General features: G+C 62.7%; 14 protein-coding genes. 12 read left to right on the forward strand and 2 right to left on the reverse strand.

The window, feature by feature from the left end:
- The first annotated feature begins 400 nt into the window (after positions 1-400).
- The 4 genes from HQL56_11430 to HQL56_11445 are packed head-to-tail and all read left to right on the forward strand — an operon-like array spanning position 401 to position 5,015.
- Positions 401-850, forward strand: coding sequence for a bacteriohemerythrin (locus HQL56_11430; protein MBF0310128.1), 450 nt, complete (start codon positions 401-403; stop codon positions 848-850).
- 3 nt (positions 851-853) lie between these two features.
- Entirely contained in the window at positions 854-2,407 is a 1,554-nt protein-coding gene (locus HQL56_11435) for a 2,3-bisphosphoglycerate-independent phosphoglycerate mutase (protein ID MBF0310129.1), read from the forward strand.
- Positions 2,404-3,537, forward strand: coding sequence for a peptidoglycan DD-metalloendopeptidase family protein (locus HQL56_11440; protein ID MBF0310130.1), 1,134 nt, complete (start codon positions 2,404-2,406; stop codon positions 3,535-3,537). Before HQL56_11435 ends, HQL56_11440 begins: the two co-directional genes overlap by 4 nt.
- Before the next feature lie 35 nt (positions 3,538-3,572).
- Positions 3,573-5,015, forward strand: coding sequence for a S41 family peptidase (locus HQL56_11445; protein MBF0310131.1), 1,443 nt, complete (start codon positions 3,573-3,575; stop codon positions 5,013-5,015).
- Here HQL56_11445 and HQL56_11450 read toward each other — a convergent pair.
- Positions 4,955-5,620 carry a hypothetical protein gene (locus HQL56_11450; GenBank protein MBF0310132.1) on the reverse strand — a complete coding sequence of 222 codons (666 nt, stop codon included), beginning with the start codon at positions 5,618-5,620 and terminating at the stop codon, positions 4,955-4,957. The genes HQL56_11445 and HQL56_11450 overlap by 61 nt on opposite strands.
- Positions 5,621-5,693: 73 nt before the next feature.
- Between HQL56_11450 and HQL56_11455 the strand changes: the two genes are divergently transcribed.
- The 5 genes from HQL56_11455 to HQL56_11475 all read left to right on the forward strand — a co-directional run bounded on the left by HQL56_11455 (position 5,694) and on the right by HQL56_11475 (position 10,802).
- A complete protein-coding gene (locus tag HQL56_11455) occupies positions 5,694-6,659 on the forward strand; it encodes a divergent polysaccharide deacetylase family protein (GenBank protein ID MBF0310133.1) in 966 nt (321 codons plus the stop codon).
- Positions 6,660-7,183: 524 nt separating this feature from the next.
- Positions 7,184-8,545: a diguanylate cyclase gene (locus HQL56_11460; protein ID MBF0310134.1), complete on the forward strand. Its 1,362-nt coding sequence runs from the start codon at positions 7,184-7,186 to the stop codon at positions 8,543-8,545.
- Complete coding sequence (locus tag HQL56_11465) at positions 8,542-8,913, forward strand: hypothetical protein (GenBank protein ID MBF0310135.1); 372 nt, start codon at positions 8,542-8,544, stop codon at positions 8,911-8,913. The genes HQL56_11460 and HQL56_11465 overlap by 4 nt, the downstream gene beginning before the upstream one ends.
- Positions 8,914-8,927: 14 nt before the next feature.
- The gene (locus HQL56_11470; GenBank protein ID MBF0310136.1) at positions 8,928-9,803 is read left to right on the forward strand and encodes a hypothetical protein; all 876 of its coding nucleotides are present in this window, start codon (positions 8,928-8,930) and stop codon (positions 9,801-9,803) included.
- A gap of 129 nt (positions 9,804-9,932) precedes the next feature.
- Positions 9,933-10,802 carry a metal-dependent phosphohydrolase gene (locus HQL56_11475; protein ID MBF0310137.1) on the forward strand — a complete coding sequence of 290 codons (870 nt, stop codon included), beginning with the start codon at positions 9,933-9,935 and terminating at the stop codon, positions 10,800-10,802.
- Positions 10,803-10,923: 121 nt separating this feature from the next.
- On the opposite strand, the gene HQL56_11480 is transcribed toward HQL56_11475, so the two are convergent.
- Complete coding sequence (locus tag HQL56_11480) at positions 10,924-11,787, reverse strand: DUF2167 domain-containing protein (protein ID MBF0310138.1); 864 nt, start codon at positions 11,785-11,787, stop codon at positions 10,924-10,926.
- A 426-nt stretch (positions 11,788-12,213) separates the two neighbouring features.
- On the opposite strand from HQL56_11480, the gene HQL56_11485 reads away from it, so the two are divergent.
- Genes HQL56_11485 through HQL56_11495 form a run of 3 tightly spaced genes read left to right on the forward strand, consistent with a single transcriptional unit; the run spans position 12,214 to position 14,891 of the window.
- Positions 12,214-13,227 (forward strand): Rpn family recombination-promoting nuclease/putative transposase, encoded by a 1,014-nt coding sequence (locus HQL56_11485; protein ID MBF0310139.1) that lies wholly within the window; start codon positions 12,214-12,216, stop codon positions 13,225-13,227.
- Between the two features lie 33 nt (positions 13,228-13,260).
- A complete protein-coding gene (locus HQL56_11490; GenBank protein MBF0310140.1) occupies positions 13,261-14,394 on the forward strand; it encodes a DUF2157 domain-containing protein in 1,134 nt (377 codons plus the stop codon).
- Positions 14,391-14,891 (forward strand): GDYXXLXY domain-containing protein, encoded by a 501-nt coding sequence (locus HQL56_11495; protein MBF0310141.1) that lies wholly within the window; start codon positions 14,391-14,393, stop codon positions 14,889-14,891. The genes HQL56_11490 and HQL56_11495 overlap by 4 nt, the downstream gene beginning before the upstream one ends.
- Positions 14,892-15,010: the final 119 nt, after the last annotated feature.

Consider the following 15,010-nt stretch of genomic DNA (forward strand, 5'->3'; position numbering starts at 1 on the left):
CCGGATTGCAACGCGGCCAGGGGCCGAAAGATGGTGAATGTCAACACGCCCTAGGGCGTGTTGACATTTGCCGGATTTTGGTTCCCGGCAAGGCGCAAGACGGTGAGGAAGCGGAGTGTAGCTCGCCTACATGAGCATTCCGAACCGGATTGCAACGCGGCCAGGGACCAAAAGATGGTGAATGTCAACACGCCCTAAGGAGGCTATTCAAAATAACGTGCACGTCTTGCTTGTCTTGTGGCTCACCTGCGGCATTGCGAGAAGGGTTACACATCGACCTGGGCGCCCCTTCTCGCGCCTTGCAGATGAACCAAAATCCGGCGCAATCCGCACACGTTATTTCGAATAGCTTCCCAAGTCACCGGAGGGGAAACGCCGTATCGGCAACGGAGAGGAGATCATGACGGAATCCGCCACCTGTCGCGATACCCTGCATCAACGTCTGCGGGATGTGGGTGTGGAACGTTTCAATGCCTCCCATGCCCACCTGCTGGACCTCATCATCAAGGCCCATGCCATGGTGGAGGAGATCTTTCGGCGCAAACCGACTGCCGGGGACTGGCAGGGCATGGAACAGATTTTGTCGGACCTCGCGGAGTACACCCGGACCCACTTCCGCGAGGAAGAGGAGTTGATGGCTCAACACGGCTATCCCGACCACAACGCCCACCGGGAGCAACATCGGGCCCTGTCGGAGCAGATTCGTCACTTTCAGGAGCAGTGCCGTCAACAACGCACTATCCTCTTCTCCTCGGATTTACGTATCATGCTGCTGGACTGGCTTTTTTCCCATATCAACCTGCACGACGTGAACTACAAGGCCTTCTTCAACGCCAAGGGAGTCCATTGAGCCATGTCACGACCCAGGCCCTTGATCCTGGTGGTCCTCGACGGCTGGGGCATGCGCGACGACGCAACCCATAACGCCATCCGGCAGGCCCGCACCCCGTATTTTTCCGAATGGTGGCGCACCCGCCCCCATGCCCTGCTGCGCACCAGCGGCCTGCACGTCGGGCTGCCCGCCGGGCAGATGGGCAACAGCGAGGTGGGACACATGAACCTCGGGGCCGGACGGGTGGTCTATCAGGATCTGACCCGCATCAATCTGGCCATGGAGTCGGGAGCCCTGCAGAGCAACAAGGCGCTGCAAGCCACCTTCGAGGTCGCCGGAGGCGTCAAAGGGACGGTGCATCTCTGGGGATTGCTCTCTCCGGGGGGGGTACACTCTCACCAGGACCACTTTCTGGCCGTGGTGCAGGCCGCACGGGAAGCGGGACTGAAAAAGATCCTGATCCACGCCGTACTCGACGGACGCGACACCCCGCCCCGCTCGGCCCGCGCGTTCCTGACCACGCTGCAGGAGGGGCTGGACCGGCTCGGCGCGGGACGCATCGCCACGGTCTGCGGTCGCTACTTCGCCATGGATCGGGACAAACGCTGGGATCGGGTGCAACTGGCCTACGATCTTTACACCCGGGGCGAAGGACTGGAAGAGGAGAACGCCCTCGCCGCGGTGGAAGCCGCCTACGCCCGGGGCGAAGATGACGAATTCGTGCGACCCACCCGCATCCGTCAGCCCAAATCCCAGCCGGTGAGCCTCGCCGACGGCGACGCGCTGCTGCTGCTCAACTTCCGCGCCGACCGCGCCCGGGAGATCTGTCACGCCCTGCTCGACGACGACGAAAGCTTCCGGGCCTTTGCCCGTCCGGTGCGTCCCGCCCTCGCAGCGGTCTTTTCCATGACCCGCTACGACGACACCCTCTCCGGCATCCGGGTGGCTTTCCCGCCGGAATCCCTGGATGAGCTGCTGGGCGGCGTTCTGGCCCGCAACGGTCTCAAGCAGCTTCGCGCCGCCGAAACCGAAAAGTACGCCCACGTCACCTATTTCTTCAACGGCGGCATCGAGGCCCCCTTCCCCGGAGAGGATCGCCTCATGATCCCCTCCCCCAAGGTGGCCACCTACGACGCCAAACCGGAGATGTCGGCGCGGGAACTGACCGAGGCGGTGGTGGAGCGCATTCACGAGCAGAACTACGACTTCATTCTGGTGAACTTCGCCAATCCCGACATGGTGGGCCATACGGGGCGCATTCCCGCCACCGTGCAGGCCATCGAAACCGTGGATGGCTGTCTGGGGGAGATCCACAAGGCGATTCAGGCCGTCGGCGGGGAGATGCTGATCACCGCCGACCACGGCAATGCCGATCAGATGGTGGAGGTGGAAACGGGACAGCCCCATACGGCTCACACCAACAATCCCGCGCCGCTGCTCTATCTGGGACGGCCCGCCCGCCTGCGCGACGGGCTGCTCTGCGACGTGGCGCCGACGATTCTCACCCTGCTGGATCTGCCCCGGCCGGAAGCGATGAGCGGCACCTCCCTGGTCACGTTCACGGACCCGAAATGACCATGCGGCGCATCCTTCCGGTACTGATGCTTTGCAGCCTGCTGACCGTGCCGGTCGTGGCGGGTGCGCCTGCGGTTCCCAAAGAGGATCCGAACCTGCGGGAGGTGTTGAACAAACTCAAACAGGAACAGGACAATCTGGAGCAGACCCGGGGTGAGGAGCGCTCCCTGCTGGGGGATCTGGAACGGCTGGACCAGAAGCTGGCCGAGGCGCGTCACCGCCGCGAGGAGTTGAGCGAACGCGCCGGCAAATCGCGCGAAGAGGTGCGTCAGGCCGAAAAAGAGATTGCCGAGATGCGCCAGCGTCTGAGCCGCAACTGGCGTCAGTTGGGCATGGACCTGCGACTGCTGCAGGGACTGGGATCGGAAGGCCCCCTGAAGATCGCCTTTTCCCAGGAGAATGCCACCCACATGCGTCAGAGCCTGCACTATCTGGGCTATCTGCTGCAGGCCCGCAAGGACCGGACCCGGACCCATGTGGAAGGGCTCAACCGTTTGAGGCAGTCGTTGTCGCAACAGGCGGCGCAACTGCGGGAACTGCGCACCGCCGAAGTCGACCTGAAGGTCGAGGAGGAGCGCTGGAAGCAGCGGCAGGCGGAGCGGGAGGCGCTGTTCAAGCAGGTGCGGGAGCGTCGTTCCCTGCTCGATCTCCATGTGGCCGAACTCAAGGCGGCGCGGGATCGCCTCAGCGGGCTGGTGGATCGTCTGGGCGAAGCCAGCGACGATGCCCCCGCCCTGGTGCGCAACGCCTCCTTCGGCCACATCACGGATCATCGGGGCAAGCTGGAACCCCCGGTACCCGGCAAGGGACAGGCCCGCAATCCCGGCTGGTTCTTCCCGTTGCAGAACGGTGTGGCGGTACGCGCCATCTTTCGGGGGCAGGTGGTCTTCGCGGATTGGTTTCGCGGCTTCGGTTTGATCGTTATACTGAATCACGGAGACCAGACCTTCTCCCTTTACGGACACAACCAGCGACTCCTGGTGGCGCCGGGTGACTGGGTCGAAGAGGGGGAACGTGTGGCTGAAACGGGTAATACCGGTTCCCTGGAAGGCGAATCCGGTTTATATTTCGAAATCCGCTTCAACGGTGAAGCGTCCAACCCTCCGACATGGTTGGCTCACCTGCGATAGTTCGTCTGGAAAAGACCAAGGAACGGGAAAGACACATGAAGAGGTTCATCACAGGGCATCGATTCTGGCTCGCCGGGCTGACCGCCGTTCTGGTTGTCGTCGGCATGCACGTGGCCGTGGGCAATGTCATGGCGGTCGGCTCCATCGCCTATGAAAAGATCAAGGTCTTTTCCGACGTTTACAACATGATCAAGCAGAACTACGTCGAGGAGGTGGACCAGGAGAAGCTGCTCTACGGCGCCGTTCAGGGCATGCTCAAGACCCTGGACCCCCACTCCTCCTTCCTGACGCCGGAAAACTACCGCGAGATGAAGGTCGATACCCGGGGCGAGTTCGGCGGACTGGGCATCGAGATCTCCCGGGGCGACGGCGCGGTCAAGGTGGTGGCGCCCATCGAGGGCACCCCCGCTTTCGAAGCCGGCATGAAGTCGGGCGACCTCATCGTGCGCATCGACAACGAAGAGACCCAGGACATGGATCTCATGGAAGCGGTGCGACGCATGCGCGGCAAGCCGGGCACCAACATCACCCTGACCGTGATGCGCAAGGACGAGCCCAAACCCCTGACCTTCACCCTGACCCGTGCGGTCATCAAGGTGCGCTCCGTCAAATGGCGCATCGAAGACGGCAAGATCGGCTATGTGCGCATCACCCAGTTCAACGAACAGTCCTTCCCCCTGCTGAAAGAGGCGGTCGAGGAGCTGGAAAAACAGAGCGGCGGTTATCTCAACGGTCTGGTTCTGGATCTGCGCAACGATCCGGGCGGTTTGCTGGATCAGGCGGTGCAGGTGGCCGACGCCTTCCTGGAAGATGGCAGCATCGTCTTCACCAAAGGGCGCATTCCCGGCAAGGACATGTCCTTCGATGCCCAACCGGGTGATCTGCTCGAAACGGCTCCCATCGTGGTGCTGATCAACGAGGGTTCCGCCTCCGCTTCCGAAATCGTCGCCGGGGCGCTGCAGGATCACAAACGGGCCGTCATCATGGGAACCCATTCCTTCGGCAAGGGTTCCGTGCAGACCATCTTCCCCCTGATGGACGGTTCCGGGCTGCGTCTGACCACCGCCCAGTACTTCACCCCCAATGGCCGTTCCATTCAGGCCAAGGGCATCGTGCCCGACATCGTGGTGGAGGATCGGGTGATCGGCAACGCCCGCGCCACCCAACCCCATCGTACCGAGGCCGATCTCAAGGGCCATCTCGAAGGCGCGGGCGATCCGGCCAACAACAAGGAGAAGGCCAAGGAGAAGGAGAAGCGCTCCCCCGCACCGGAAGTCACGCCCCCTCCGGCCAAACCGGAAGGTGGCGAGGGTTCGGAAGTCGATCAGGAAAAAGAGCGGGCCAATTACGACCGCATCACCGGTCGCAGCAAGGACGACTATCAGTTGCAGAGGGCGCTGGATCTGCTGCGTGGCTATCAGGTCTTCAACCGTCGCAACGGCAAGCCATTCCCCGGTTCCACCAAGGAAGAACCGTGATCGGGGACATGGATTGAACAGGCGGGGGACCGGGTGGCTGGTACGATGAAGGACGGCACGGAAGACAAGAAGTCGATGGCGCGGGACAAATCCTCCGGGAAAGAGAACCCGCAGGCTCCCGGTTCGCTGTGGGACGATGCGGAGTCGGAGGAGGATATCGAAACCGAGCCCCTACCGCATCGACGCGACAAGACTCCCCTGTGGCATCGCCTCGGCTGGCTGATGGCCTTGTTGGCCTCGGGGGTGCTGGCGGGATGGGTTTTCCACCGGGTGACCCAGCCGGACACGGGTCCGCTGGCGCCGTTGCCGGGACTGTCGCGTCCCGAAGTGACCGCCCGTAACGAACCACCACCGCCCGCGGCCAAACGGCATGCCGTGGTCATTCGCATGACCGACGAACTGGAAGCCGAGACAGCACCCTCCGCATCGGCCGTCGAGTCCAAAACCGATCTCCCCGAGGTCAAGGCGGCTGCGCCGGCCAAGGAGAGCAAAGCGACCACGGACAAGAAGGCCGAAGCCCCGGCTCCGGCTGTTGCCGAAGCCAAACCGGCGGATGTCAAACCGGCGGAGGTCAAGCCGACCGAGGTCAAGCCGGCCGAGGCCAAATCTTCCGAAACCAAACCGGGTCAAAGCGGGACTCCCGCCTCCGACCCCGCAAGTCCGGCTCCCGCGCCTGCGGTGACGGAGAGCAAACCCGGGGAAAAACCGGGTGCGGCCACGGCGGTCGTCAAGGAGTCGCCCACCCATCCTCCCGTCAAGGAGGTGGCGCCCCCGAAGCCTGCGGAAGTGGCCAGGGAGGAGGCGCATCCGGACGAGTCGGCTGCCCCGACGATCGTTTACGAGGAGCATTTCGCCGAGGAGCGTCATGCACCCCCGCCGCAGACCAAGGATGGTTTCGGGCCGGTGGTCAAAGGTCAGGGTCGTGTGGCGGTGATCATCGACGATTTGGGCTATAACGGTCCGGTCTCCATGGCCATTGCCAAATTGCCGGCGGATCTGACCCTGGCGGTTCTGCCGGGGGGGGATTACTCCCGCAGGGTGGCTTCCACGGGGAAAGAGTCGGGACGGGAGGTGATTCTGCATCAGCCCATGGAGCCGAAGGGCTATCCCAAGTTGAAGCCGGGACCGGGGGCCTTGTTGTCGGGGATGTCGGATGCGGAGATCGAGAAGATACTCACCACCAATTTGAAGTCGTTTCCTGAGGTGGTCGGCATCAACAATCACATGGGCTCCAAGCTGACGGGGGATCGTCGCGTCATGGCCAAGGTGATGTCGCTGCTCAAGCCGAGGGGATTGTTCTTTGTGGACAGTCGCACCAGTCCGGCCTCGGTGGGCACGGCGATGGCGGCGGCGCATCAGGTGGCTTATGCCAGTCGGGATGTCTTTCTGGATAACGTTCCCCAGGAAGGGGAGATATTGAAGCAGTTGGCCATTTTGGAGAATCAGGCCCGCAAGCATGGGGAGGCGGTGGGCATCGGGCATCCCTATCCGGCGACGTTGAGTGCCTTGAAGTCGTGGTTGCCGGGGTTGAAGGGGCGTGGAGTGGAGTTGGTGCGGGTGTCGCAGTTCCTGGAGCCCAAGACGGCGCGGGCTCATTATCCGCACCCGTTGGTGGGCGGGGCCAAGGAAGAGAGCAAGCGGTAAGCGGGGGGAGACGGAGTAGGCGGGGGACCGGGGGGCGAGCCCCCTCGGCGGGGTTTGGGGCAGCGCCCCAAGGTGTGGTCGTTGACGTGGCCGTAGCGGTCCGCTGCACCGAACGAAAGCGTAACAGCCGATCCCTCGCACCGGCTGACTCTGTTGCAGCGGACCGCCGGGGGGGCAAGGGGGGGTCTCATCCCCCCATCCTTGAACGCGCCGGCAAGGCAAAAGCGCGTTTTCCCCCTAACCGTATCCGCTCAAAAGACCGTGTTCACCCCTACGCTTTGTTGCAGGTGGCAACTCCGCAAACGGATGGGGGGATAAGGCCCCCCCTTGCCCCCCCGGCGGTCCGCTGCGGTCCTCACGCTCCGTGCAAGAGATCGGCTGTCCGTCTTCCCTTGGCACAGCGGACCGCCTACGGAAAAAGCCACGGCCACACCTTGGGGCGCTGCCCCAAACCCCGCCGAGGGGGCTCGCCCCCCCGGACCCCCGTTTATCCACGGCCTGTGCCACCACTTTGGACGGCATCCATGGGGCAAAATCCTTTCGAGGAGCTTTACGACCTCCTGCGTACCACCCCCCCCTCCACCGCAGAAGCCCTGGCCCTGGCCAAACGTCTGCTGGTGCAGGATCCGTGCGCCCCATCCGTTTCCGGGTTCCGCGACACCCTGGTGGAAGTCCTGGAACGCCTGGTTCTGCCCTGTCTGGAAGGAGACCGCGACCGCCAAACCATCGTCTCCCACCTGGCCCGCGACATCTCCCGTCGCCGCCAGCTCGAAAAGAGCGATATCGCCAAGGATCTGCAGCTCCTCGCCAAAGCCCTCACCAGCAGCACCACCCCCTCCACCATGCCCGACGGCTTCCCCTCCCGCCTGCTGACCACCCTGCAAACCCTGGGCGGCGGCGATCCGGAAGTGGCCAACAGCCTCGAACGCCTCGAAGCCTCCCTTACCGCCGGGCTCATGCCCTGGAACGATCTGAACACCTTCTGCGGCGAAGTGGTGGCCCGCTCCGACCTCTCCCGCGACCTGTGGCGCCACGAACGCATCGAATGGAAACGCATGTTGATGGATCTGGCCCAGGCCCAGGCGGCTACCGGGGAGGAGATCGGTCTGGATACCTCCGACGCCCGCCAGCAACTGCAACAGGTGCAGGAAGGCGCCACCCTGGGCCAACAGCGGGAGCTGAAGGAGACCCTGCTGCGCGACGCCCTGGAAATTCGCGCCAAGGCCACCACCCTGGCCCGGAAAAACAGCCAGGACAGCAGCGAACTGCAAACCGCACGCAAACGCATTGCCGAATTGGAAGCGGGCCTGGCCGTCTGGGACAATCTGCTGCGGGATACCGCCACCGGTCTGGTGGGACGGGCGGGCTGGATGGCCCTGCTGGACGCGGGCCAGTCCGCCTGGGTGGAACAGGGTCGCCACCTGGTGGTGCTGGTTTGCCGCTGGGCCGCCGCCGACGGCGCACTCCTGGGCGAAAAGGAACAGGCCAAAGTCCTCAAAGCCCTGGTGGACCGCCTGAAACCCCTGCTGGATGTCGGTGAAGTGGCCGGCAGACTCGGTCCGGACACCCTGGGCGTCCTGCTGCCGGGAGCCAGCGAAGAGGAGGGTCTGGAACGGGCCGAATCCCTGGCCAAAGCCGTCTCCCGCCTGCGCTTTCGCCTGGCGGGGCAAACCGTGGGTCTCTTCGGGGGCTGCGGCATGGCCGTGCTGGGGGATCATCCCCCGGAAGCCCCTCCCGGGGTGTTGCCCACTCCGGAAGAGTTGTTCCATCAAGCCTGGCTGGTCGCCGGAGAACGCATCGCCGCCCGCGGCGAAGAGGGGCTGGTCGGACGGGTGCCCCACGGGGAGGCCCCTCCCCCCGCGGACGACCAGGCCGGACCATCATGAATCCCTTCGAACGCAATCGCCTGTGGCAACTGCTCTCCGGCCACATCACATGGGAAACCCTGACCACTCTCCCCGGCTGGAAGGCAAGTGGTTGCGTGGCGCCACTGCGAATCGACCGCCGACAACTGACCTGCGGCGCACTGGGCGGCCAACTGGTGGCGCGTCTGCTCGGAGAACCGCCCCCTTCCCTGCCGGAAGGCGCTCCCCTGCCCAGCCCGGATGGCGATACCTTCAGCCTGGTGCTGACCGAACCCGGCTTCACGCCGGGGAGTTCCCCGGCGAATCGGGGCGAGGAGAATCGTTCACCTTTCGAGCTGGCCACCCGCGACGGCGATACCTTTGCGGTGGATCGTCTCACCGACACCTGAATGCGGAACGCATCATGGCCCCTGCACACTACCGCTTCCTGCCGCTTCTCCCCTTCCTGACGGTTTTGCCCCTCGCTGCCCAGGAGGAAGGCGCCATTCGGCTGCCGATTCACTCCAGCCGGGCCCATTTCAAACTCGACGCCAGCGGCCCCTTCTATCAGCAGGAGATCGTTCTGACCTGGAAGGAGGTTCCTCCTCCAGCCGGCGATATCGGCTACTACGCCATGTACGCCTTCGACTTCGCCAACAAGGTAACCGGATACATGGGTCTGCAGTGGGATAAACGCGGCAAGAAAGCCATCTTTTCCATCTGGGACGAGCCGGACACGATCACCTCCAATCCGGAGGGGAACTGCCGCCGCTTCGGCCATGAAGGCAACGGCGCCAGTTGCATTCAACCCCTGGACTGGATTGCCGGAGAAAGCTACCGGCTGTGGGTGCGCCGGGTGGAAAGCCTGCCCTGGGGAGAACGCTGGCAGGCCGGGGTGACGGCCGTTTCCAGCGGCAAGTCGTTCGTCACCGGTAGCATCGCCCTGAAGAACGGCGCCGCCGGAAAAGGCTACGGCGGCCTGACACCCGGCGGTATCACCGTGCTGGAATATTACGGCACCCTGCCCGAAAAAGCGGTGTGCGCCATGCTGCCCCCGGTGGAAATCGCCTGGAGCGGCCCCTTCGTCACCGAGGGCGTGGCGGTCAGTCCCCTCTCCACCCGTGTGGAATATCCCAAACGCAGCGGCACCCGGCAGAACAAGGCCCCCCCGTGCCACAACTCGACCGTTGCGGTACAACCGGGATATGTGACCATCCAGACCGCAGGGGGCCAAACCCGGCGCATCACCCCCGCCGACACCCGGTTCGAATGGCAGATCCCCCAGGACAAAACCCCGTGACGAACGCGGAGCGACAGGCCTTGGCATCCTGGACCACATGAGACACAATCGGCCCGAATCCGTCCTCTTCCGGCCCCCTATCCGGACGGAATCATCCATGCTCCTGCCAGCCATTCGGGAGGAATAGTCATGTTTCACCCCTCCAAGCTGTTGATCGACACCTATGTCGAACATTTGCAGAAGAACTACCGGCGAACCTTCGGCGTGCAGGAACCCGACTTCCCCGGCGTTCTGGGCTTCATAGGCCGCATCGTCCTGGAAAATGTCGCCAAGACGGATGCACCCTACCACGAAATCCAGCATACCATTCTGGTGACCGAGGTCGGTCAGCAGATTCTCACCGGCATGCACATCATCCAGGGCGGGGTGCGCCCCCAGGACTGGGTCCATTTCGTCATCGCCTGCCTGTGCCACGACATCGGCTACGTCCGGGGCGTCTGCCAGGGGGACGGCGACGGCCTGTACGTGATCAACGCCAATCGGGAACGGGTGAGCGTCCCCCTCGGGGCCACGGATGCCTCCATGACCCCCTATCATGTGGAGCGCAGTCAGCTCTTCGTGCTGGATCGTTTCGGCAAGGTCGGCTACCTGAACGCCCAGGAGATTGCCGACATGATCGCCATGACCAAGTTTCCCAAAGTCTCCCTGCCCCCTTCGCGCATCACGCTGCTGGGCCGTCTGACCCGGGGAGCGGATCTGATCGGACAGATGGCCGACATCCACTATCTGCGAAAGACCGCCGCCCTTTTCCATGAATTTCAGGAGATCGGTGTCGACAAGGTTCTGGGCTATTCGAGTCCGGCGGATTTACGCACCGGCTACCCGAAATTCTTCTGGGCCATGGTTCGCCCCGACATCGGCGAGGCCCTGGCCTTTCTGGAGGTGACCACCGAAGGCAAGATGTGGGTCAACAACCTTTACGCCAACGTCTTCATCCAGGAACACCACGACAAGATCGACAACCACATCGACCGCACCCCGGCTCTGATTCCGATGTAGGAAGAGCGGGGCCGGGGAAGACGGCGCGTGGCCCGCCTACCGATACACATTCTCCCGGAGGCCTGACTCGAAACAATCGGATACCGGACAGCGGTGTCAGTCTATTTATATATCTTTCACGTCAACGTCCCCGGCGGAACAACCCTTTAATCAGCACCACAAACGGCAGCAGGAGAAATAACAACACCTTGCCCGCGTTGGAGAAGAGTAGTCCGAGCAAAGCGAAGAAGCCCACCTTCTTGGCCGCCACGCCACCGATGAGCGCCGCCAGACCATAACCGGCCAACTGGTCCGAATTGGAAACGAATTCCTGATAGCGGCGCTCCTTGCGAAAGGTCAGTTGATCCAGCAGCGACTGAATCTGCAATTTCTGCCGCTCCACCGCCGAATCGTCGGTGATCAGATTCAGGGAAAAATAACCCTCCCGCCCCAACTGATAGGTGTTGTAGTTGACGATACTCAACGCACTGGGAATTCCCCCCACCTCACGCGCCTGAACGGACCAGATCAAACGGCGGCGCTCCTTGTCGTACTGGGGTTTCTCCATCCAGCCTTCCACCCGCAACGGAGCGAAGCCGCGTTTGCGCCGCAACTCATTGGTGTCCTCCGTCCCCTCGACCAACTGGGCGAACAGAGCCGGAACATCCCAATGGGAAGCCTCACTGTCGTCGATGTGGCCGGAATGCACATAGGAGAGTTCGGCAACCCATATCTCCTGCGCGGCATCCGATCCGACCACCAGACCCAGCAGATCGGAAACCGGCGAGTTGCCAAGGGCTTCCAGATAGCGGTTGGCCTCCTTTTTGGGAACGAAGCGCATACCCGCAGGAAGTTCAAGAAATCCTTGATCCAGAAGAGTAATCTGGGTTGGCCCGGCGATGCTGTTCTGCAAGGCCTTGTACAACTCTTCGTTGCTGGCCTGGGCGCATGAAATGCCCAAGCAGATAATCAGTCCCAACCAACCGGGCAGCAAACGAACGAACATCCCCACTCTCCCTTCCCAGTGTAAACAGACCGGGTTATCGTGCCCCGACAGGATCCCAATGTACAGGAAGTTTTGCTCTACGGACTTCTTTCGGGTAAGCCAGGCCTTCTTTGTCAACACCACCCTTTGGCCAAGGGGGTCATAACGGGCAAGTGGCAGGCTTCAGTGAATTTCACGACCAAAACTTCCTCATGCTCTTGAATCAAGCCCACCGACGGTGGGATGATGGAAATTTACACTCTTGAACCCGTCTTCTCGGTATATTTCGTGGCGAAACCGGCCAGGGCGCGTCAGGAAAAGGCGCGCGACGCCTCGACGACCGGAACCGTTGAGGATTGTCGAGCGAACGCAACGCCGTCCAGTGGCCCGATCCGGGTCCGGTTGCCGCAGAAATTCAGGAATAAGACGGGTGGAATCGAGTTCACGATGCCTGACTATTCAGCGGATTCCGATGCCATCTACCATCAGCTCTTTTCCCATCCGGAGATGGTGGCCGATCTGCTGACCGGTTTTCTCGATGCCACTCTCCTGACCGACCTCGACCTGCCTCGCATGAAGCGTCTGAATACCAAATTCACCGCCGCCAGGGGCAAACGACGTCGGGGCGACATGGTTTGGGAGATCCCCACCCACAGCGGCGGCCCGCTCTTCATTCTGCTGATCCTGGAGTTCCAGTCCACGATCGACCCCTGGATGCCTCTGCGAATCCTGGTCTATAGCGGCCTGCTCTACCAACAGTTGGTCGATGAGCGCAAGCTCACTGCCGAACAGGGGCTTCCTCCCGTTCTGCCCGTGGTTCTGTTCAACGGACAACCCCGGTGGCATGCCGCAACCCGTCTGCACGAGGTGATTCAACTGCCCAAGGATTCGCCATTGTGGCAATATCAACCGGAAATGCGTTACCATGTGATCGACGAAGGACGTTACGCCGAAGAGGAACTGCAGGGACTCGGCTCCCTCTCGGCCCTGCTCTTTCATCTGGAACACCCCGCCCGCCCGGAGGCGGTACTGGAGACGGGCCGTTTGCTGGCACAATGGTTTAAAAACCATCCGGAAGGGGTGGTGCTCAAAGGTCTTTTTCGGGAACTGCTGCTGGGGGCCATGGAGCGGACCGACGGTTTCAACCCCTTGCCGACCGTTCCCGAGGAACTGCAGGAGGTGGTCAACATGCTGGCCTATCACATCGAGAAGTGGAAGAAGGAAGCCGCGCTGGAAGGCGAACTGCGCGGCGACATACGCGGCGAACAAAAAGGCAAGGCTGATCTGCTGCTGAGGTTGCTGCGACGCCGTTTCGGCGACGTTCCCGAATGGGCCATTACCCGGGTGGCCTCGGCGGAGGTATCGACTCTGGAGGCCTGGAGCGAACGCATCTTCGACACCCCTTCACTGGAAACTCTTCTGCAACCGGTTCCGGCCCATGACGGAGCGCTGCAGGAATAGGACAAACCGGCTCCTCCACCTGCGGGAATCGCCATGAATCGTCTGTCGGCCCAACTGCAAACCTGGGTGGAGAACGGACTGATCAATCCGGCCCAGGCCGAGGCCATCACCGCCTTCGAAGCGGGTCGACCGGGCGTCTCCCGTCTGATGCAGGGGCTGATCGGGGTGGGGGTGCTTGCTCTCGGCAACGGCCTCATCGCCCTCATCGCCGCCAACTGGGAGGCCATTCCTCCGGGAATAAAGCTCACCAGCGCCTTCGCTTTTCTGCTCGCCCTGGCTCTGGGACTGGCCATGCGCCACACCCCTTCCCCCTCCCGCTGGTGGGAAGGGGGTTTGCATCTCTTTGCGCTGGCCCTGCTGGCCACTCTGGGATTGATCACCCAGATCTATCACTCCCAGGGTACGCTGGCCCAGTTCATGCTGTTCTGGTGCCTGATCAGTCTGCCTCCGGTGCTGCTCTCCCGCAGAGGCCCTCTGGCCAATAGCTGGGTTGCCGCCTTTTTCGTCAGTCTGCTCTGGTGGATCAGCGGGATTGACGACTCCCTGGGCAGCGACGCCCTGCGCCGCCTGGTGGCGGTGGTTTTCGCCCTGCCCATGGTCTCCCTGGCGCTGGCCCGTTTGTTGGAATCCACCCCCTGGGCGACCACGCTGGTGCGACCCTTGCGCTTCTGGAGTCTGGTACTGGCCTATCTGAGCCTCAACGCCCTGGGCTTTTTCGGAGAGGAACGCCTGCTGCCCGGCGCTCTCCTGGAGTACCTGCTGCCCGGACTGCTCATCGGCGGACTGCTGCTGACCCTCTCCTTTTTCCGTCCCCTGATGGAGGCGTCGTTGTTGCCCCTGAGTCGGGCACTGCTGGGCTTTTATCTCTTCTTCTTCACCCTGGCCTCCTGGACGCCTCTCAACCACTGGGTGGTGACCCTGTTTCATCTCATTCTGCTGAGTCTTTTCGCCCTGATTTCGGCCAGGCAGGGCGAAACAAGACGGGTTTCGGTGGCCACCGGTCTGATGGGACTGCACCTTTTCGCGGTCTATCTCCGGGCGGCCGGGGGACTGGTGCAAACGGGCTTCGGCCTGATTGTCACCGGCGCGGTCATTCTGTCGCTGCTTTTCCTCTGGCAACGCTTTCACACCCGTTGGCGGCGTCTGCTGCCGGAGAAGGGTCCATGAGCCGCCAACGGGTCTTTCTCGTGCTTGCGCTGCCGATTCTGGCCCTGATGCTGCTGGTGGGCCACAAGGCCTATCGCAGCCACAGCGGCACGGAGATCACCCTGCCGGTCGAAGGCTTCGACCCGCGGGATCTGCTTGCCGGGCACTTCATTCAGTACCGCGTCGATTACGGGGTACCGGTTTGCGCCCACTCCGAGAAGGACAAACCGAACGTGGAGTGGAAAGCCACGGTCTGCCTGGAGCCGCCGGCCTTCATCTACGGCATCACCCCGCCCGAACCCTGCGGACTGCATCTGGCGGGAATCTGCCGTCACGGACGCTTCATCGCCGGGATCGAGCGGTTTTACATCCCCGAAACCGAAGCGGGGCAACTCGATGCCGCGGTACGCGCCAAACGCGGCGCCATCCGGGTGCATGTGGGCGGGGACGGCAAAGGGGTGGTCACGGAGCTGCTGCTGGACGGCAAACCCTGGCAGGAGGCGCTGCGGGAGAAGTAGTCTTTCCGATATGCGGGGTGTCGGAGGAGACAATACCGCATCTACTTTGGTAATACTTAATTTTTTTGTATCTGTTCAGGTATACGGGGGTTTGGGGGGGATTATCCCCCCCAACGGGT

It is taken from the genome of Magnetococcales bacterium (genome assembly GCA_015231925.1).
Lineage (GTDB): Bacteria > Pseudomonadota > Magnetococcia > Magnetococcales > JADGAQ01 > JADGAQ01.

Excerpts from the sequence above, each read along its gene's own strand:
- HQL56_11430 (MBF0310128.1), top strand. The coding sequence starts at position 401 with ATGACGGAATCCGCCACCTGTCGCGATACCCTGCATCAACGTCTGCGG.
- HQL56_11435 (MBF0310129.1), top strand. The coding sequence starts at position 854 with ATGTCACGACCCAGGCCCTTGATCCTGGTGGTCCTCGACGGCTGGGGC.
- HQL56_11440 (MBF0310130.1), top strand. The coding sequence starts at position 2,404 with ATGACCATGCGGCGCATCCTTCCGGTACTGATGCTTTGCAGCCTGCTG.
- HQL56_11445 (MBF0310131.1), top strand. The coding sequence starts at position 3,573 with ATGAAGAGGTTCATCACAGGGCATCGATTCTGGCTCGCCGGGCTGACC.
- HQL56_11460 (MBF0310134.1), top strand. The coding sequence starts at position 7,184 with ATGGGGCAAAATCCTTTCGAGGAGCTTTACGACCTCCTGCGTACCACC.
- HQL56_11465 (MBF0310135.1), top strand. The coding sequence starts at position 8,542 with ATGAATCCCTTCGAACGCAATCGCCTGTGGCAACTGCTCTCCGGCCAC.
- HQL56_11470 (MBF0310136.1), top strand. The coding sequence starts at position 8,928 with ATGGCCCCTGCACACTACCGCTTCCTGCCGCTTCTCCCCTTCCTGACG.
- HQL56_11475 (MBF0310137.1), top strand. The coding sequence starts at position 9,933 with ATGTTTCACCCCTCCAAGCTGTTGATCGACACCTATGTCGAACATTTG.
- HQL56_11480 (MBF0310138.1), bottom strand. The coding sequence starts at position 11,787 with ATGTTCGTTCGTTTGCTGCCCGGTTGGTTGGGACTGATTATCTGCTTG.
- HQL56_11485 (MBF0310139.1), top strand. The coding sequence starts at position 12,214 with ATGCCTGACTATTCAGCGGATTCCGATGCCATCTACCATCAGCTCTTT.
- HQL56_11490 (MBF0310140.1), top strand. The coding sequence starts at position 13,261 with ATGAATCGTCTGTCGGCCCAACTGCAAACCTGGGTGGAGAACGGACTG.
- HQL56_11495 (MBF0310141.1), top strand. The coding sequence starts at position 14,391 with ATGAGCCGCCAACGGGTCTTTCTCGTGCTTGCGCTGCCGATTCTGGCC.